The organism is Microcystis sp. M53602_WE12 (assembly GCF_030065455.1).
Taxonomy (GTDB): Bacteria; Cyanobacteriota; Cyanobacteriia; order Cyanobacteriales; family Microcystaceae; genus Microcystis; species Microcystis aeruginosa.
This window is the reverse complement of the sequence record NZ_JASJFB010000729.1, coordinates 1-4,181: the sequence shown is the minus strand read 5'-3', so window position 1 is coordinate 4,181 and position 4,181 is coordinate 1. Positions and strand designations below refer to the sequence as shown.

Sequence of the window (4,181 nt, the reverse complement as noted above, 5' to 3'; positions counted from 1 at the left end):
TCTGTAATGGGATAGCGGCTAAATAAACTCAGTCCGCCTCCCGTTGCGCGGTAATAGTAAGGATAAAGATCCTGCACATTGTCTAGTAGCTCTGCTGCCTGCTCCTTGAACGGTTCAACTAACCCGAATACATCTACGGGATTTGCCCGAACCAGGTCAGTCACGGCACTGGTCTCCCATAGTTGGTAGTTGACGTTGTAGGTCATTACAGTCAATGGGAAACCACCAGTTCTAGCATCTCGCAACCTCGGAACATACCAGGTACCAATTGTGCTGGCATAAAACCCCAGTCCGACAGCTAACGTGATCATCAATTTCCAGCGCGAAGGACGGAACCTGGGTAAAAACAGAGCCAACAGCAAGATCAAAGTCAAGCCCGCAAACCAAAGATAGCCTGTCCCCAAAATCTCAAAAAACCATAGCTTGTACCATACTCCAGGGGTGAAGCTGATTAGCAACAGGCTAAGTGCCATCGACCACAGCAAAATACTGGTCAGCATAACATCTATTGAAAATCCAATGGCTTTGTCACTGGGGACTAACTAGATATTATACGGAAACTTTCCACACATCACCCCCAATACACATTTTAAAAAAAATCTTTCTGTATATTACTCTCAAATAGAGCGATCGCAAGAAACTTTCCCAATAACACGACAATAAGTCACCCCTTGTGCAACTATATTTTTAGTCTTGATTTACAAGGCTTTCAGAAATTATACCATTTTTCATAAGTAGGGTTTGCGGCAAAAAGTTTTTCGTGGGGGCAAGGGGGGGGGTAAGATACCTGCCAAGAATAAAGAAAAATGGTATTAGCAGAGATAAAGTATCCTCTGGAACCCTGATTCTGTCGTTTTTAGTTGCAGATCGCGTTAAGTCTGTTATGCCGATTGGGGCATTCTTTTATGAACCCTCCACCACTACCAGAGCAGCGTACTGCTACGCCGTGCCTTCGGCATCGCATTAATGCAACAAGTAGATGATCTATCCCCAATTAGCTGCTAATCTGACAGAGGATATTAGATTATCTGGACTTACAGCCTCAATGAATGAGCAAGGTGCGTTCCCAACAATCTATCGGTGCAGTAGTAGGACTGACCTTAGGGAACGCACCCTAGGGCCATGGCGAGCGCACTGAAACAATCCACTACGAGAGCAGCAACTATTGTAGGTTGGGTTGACGCTAGGAAACCCAACCAAGAGTAACCTTTGGGGTGGTTGGGTTTCGCTTAAACAAGCGAATTGAGCCATTTTCGACCCAGTATTGTTGCGCTCAACCCAACCTAGGAGGCGACGCGATCGCACTACTGGCCAAATACTCCAATCCCGTAATAACAGGGACTGTTTCCGCATTTATACATACTTACCAGGATGCGGAACTCGCCAGTCCATCTGGGGGTGACTGTTACTAAAGGCTTATCATCAGCCGAGGTAAGCTAAACGGCGCTTAACCTGCATGATCCAATAGCTATAACCCTTTTGGAGTCTATATCGGTGATCCGAAGTAAAAGCCGTTTAGCTTATCCGTAGCTATTACCCGATCATTTTCATCATAGACCTTAATATCAAGGTCAGAGCAGTCTTTGTCACAAACGCCGATGATGACGTATTGCATTCCCTTCTGAAGGTCTAAAGTAGAAGACTTTGCGCCGCCATTGGCCAAGGTGGCGATTTTATAGTCATGGGTCTTTTCAAACCCCCTAGCTCCCAGAAGGTCTCGGGCGCCATTAAGCTGGCGGCGCACCTGCACAACGTATTGAGTTTGGCTTGAAGTTTGGGCCGGAGCCAGGCCAGAAGCAGCTAACACCGTTGCGACGGAAAGGCAGGAACAGACCAGTAGGCCTCTGAATCGTCTTTTCATCATTTTCTCCTGAAACTGTTGTTGGTGCAGGAGGTGAGGATTGAAATCTGCCGTGGCACCACTATCACGACAGTCCTCAGAGGGTGGAGCGAGAAGTATTCTCAAACCAATTAAAACCAGGTTGAGGGAACTACGAGGGAGGCGAAGTCTATCAGCAAAATCGAATCTGTTACAAGCTCTATTTCTTAACTGGCAGGATAGCCGCCCAGCTAGATATTAGACCGAAACTTTCCCCATATCACCCCAAATACACATTTTTTTAAAAATCTTTCTGTATATTACTTTCAAATAAAGCGATCGCAAGAAACTTTCCACATAACATTACAATAAGCCTTTTATGCCGATTGGGGATGGGGAAGTGGGGAGCAGGGGAAATTCAACTAAAACCCTAAAACCCAATACCCAACCGCCAAAACCTAAAGCTCAACAGTTAAACCCTAACAGCTAACGCACCGATCGAGCGCTCAATCATTATTATAGAGACAGTAACAAATATTTATGAAACTTCATGCTTATTAATCGCCTTGGCATCGATCGCGGGAAAAAATTCCTTAAAGAGAGTATCTTATTCGGAAATGACCCTAATCCCGAATTAATTGGCATTTTAGGGGTTTATTTCGTGCAGGGCATTCTCGGACTCTCCCGATTAGCGGTTAGCTTCTTTTTAAAAGACGATTTGGCCTTGAGTCCCTCCCAGATGGGGGCATTAATCGGAGTGGCGGCGATTCCTTGGGTGATTAAACCAGCTTTTGGCTTTCTTTCGGATGGTTTGCCTATTTTCGGCTATCGTCGTCGGCCCTACCTAATTTTATCGGGAATTCTCGGGGTTTTAGCTTGGTTGGCCCTAGCCACTGTGGTGGAGAATGCTTGGCAAGCTACGGCTGCGATCCTGCTTGGTTCCCTTTCTGTCACCATTAGTGATGTCATCGTCGATTCTTTGGTAGTAGAAAGAGCGCGCAAAGAGTCCTTCACTCAATCCGGTTCTCTACAGTCCTTAACTTGGGGAATATCGGCGTTAGGCGGCTTAATTACGGCTTATCTGGGTGGTTGGTTACTGGCACACCTCGGCACTCGTCCTGTCTTCGCTCTCACGGCTATTTTTCCCCTGATTGCCTCAGCCATGGCGTTTTTAATTACAGAGGAAAAAGTCAAGAATAACAATGATTCACAATCCACGCCGAAAGTCAAGGAGCAAATCGGGCAACTATGGTCAGCCATTAGACAAAAATCAATTTTATTACCCACTGCCTTTATTTTTCTCTGGCAGGCTACCCCTAGCGCCGATTCTGCCTTTTTTTACTTCACCACCAACGAGTTAGGATTTGAACCGGAATTTTTAGGACGAGTGCGCTTAGTCACCAGTTTAGCCTCGATCCTGGGCATCTGGGTATATCAACGGTTTTTAAAAGCGATTTCCTTTCGTTTAATTTTGGGTTGGAGTACGGTGATTTCCGCGCTTTTAGGGATGACTACCCTACTCTTAGTTACCCATACTAATCGAGCGCTCGGTATTGACGATCATTGGTTTAGTTTGGGGGATAGTCTCATCCTCACCGTCATGGGACAAATTGCCTTTTTACCGGTCTTAATTTTATCGGCCCGTCTTTGTCCCGTGGGCATTGAAGCATCTCTATTCGCTTTATTAATGTCCATCTGGAATATGTCAGGATTAGTTTCCCAAGAAATCGGCGCTTTATTAACCCATTGGTTGGGAGTCACCGAAACTAATTTTGATAACCTTTGGTTATTGGTAGTGATTACTAATCTCTCCACTCTCCTACCTTTACCCCTAATTAAATGGCTACCTTCTACGGATCCCCAATCTCAGGAAGTCAAGAAAACTTTTCCCCCCGCAGAAGTCTTTGAACATCATGTTACTGGTTCTTTAGCCGAACCGGGTTTTATTCCTGAACTTGTCCCCGAATTAATCGAGACAAGAGATTGACACTCCCATTGATTATTCCAGAAAACGGGTTTCTTTGAGAAACCCGTTTTCTATGGCAAATTCTCAATGCCATCTTCATCTTGCTTAATTGAGAACAGTTTTTAACTTTTCCAAGACAGAATTGTTTAACGTAATTTTTCCCATTCTTCTAATATTTGCTGGCTGTAAAATTTTATCCAGCAAGCTTTTGCTGATATCTCCTTAGTGTGGATTAGGAATCCAGATTTTGGTAATGATTCGGTAGTAGTGGCGTAGCCCTCTTGCTTACCTGGTATGAATTGTGTAAAATATTTATTAATAAAAATAATTGGAACCCGCTCAGTCTTTAAACCTCTAGCTTGCTCATGACTTTTCTGATAAATATCTTTTTCTGGC

At 44.5% G+C, this 4,181-nt stretch carries 4 protein-coding genes; 1 reads left to right on the top strand and 3 read right to left on the bottom strand.

The window, feature by feature from the left end; genetic code table 11:
• Together PX482_RS22595 and PX482_RS22590 are read right to left on the bottom strand one after the other, a co-directional pair.
• Positions 1 to 500: endonuclease/exonuclease/phosphatase family protein (locus tag PX482_RS22595; protein ID WP_288123048.1), on the bottom strand; the 500-nt coding region annotated here is incomplete at its 3' end.
• 986 nt (positions 501 to 1,486) lie between these two features.
• Positions 1,487 to 1,864, bottom strand: coding sequence for a hypothetical protein (locus tag PX482_RS22590; RefSeq protein WP_288123045.1), 378 nt, complete (start codon positions 1,862 to 1,864; stop codon positions 1,487 to 1,489).
• Between the two features lie 505 nt (positions 1,865 to 2,369).
• On the opposite strand from PX482_RS22590, the gene PX482_RS22585 reads away from it, so the two are divergent.
• Positions 2,370 to 3,806 carry a folate/biopterin family MFS transporter gene (locus PX482_RS22585; RefSeq protein ID WP_288123044.1) on the top strand — a complete coding sequence of 479 codons (1,437 nt, stop codon included), beginning with the start codon at positions 2,370 to 2,372 and terminating at the stop codon, positions 3,804 to 3,806.
• A gap of 125 nt (positions 3,807 to 3,931) precedes the next feature.
• On the opposite strand, the gene PX482_RS22580 is transcribed toward PX482_RS22585, so the two are convergent.
• Positions 3,932 to 4,181, bottom strand: a 250-nt coding sequence (locus PX482_RS22580) for a hypothetical protein (protein ID WP_288123042.1), incomplete at its 5' end; no start/stop codon positions are given.

What these genes read in the sequence shown, in the direction of transcription:
- PX482_RS22590 (WP_288123045.1), bottom strand. Translation starts at nt 1,864, where the DNA reads ATGATGAAAAGACGATTCAGAGGCCTACTGGTCTGTTCCTGCCTTTCC.
- PX482_RS22585 (WP_288123044.1), top strand. Translation starts at nt 2,370, where the DNA reads ATGCTTATTAATCGCCTTGGCATCGATCGCGGGAAAAAATTCCTTAAA.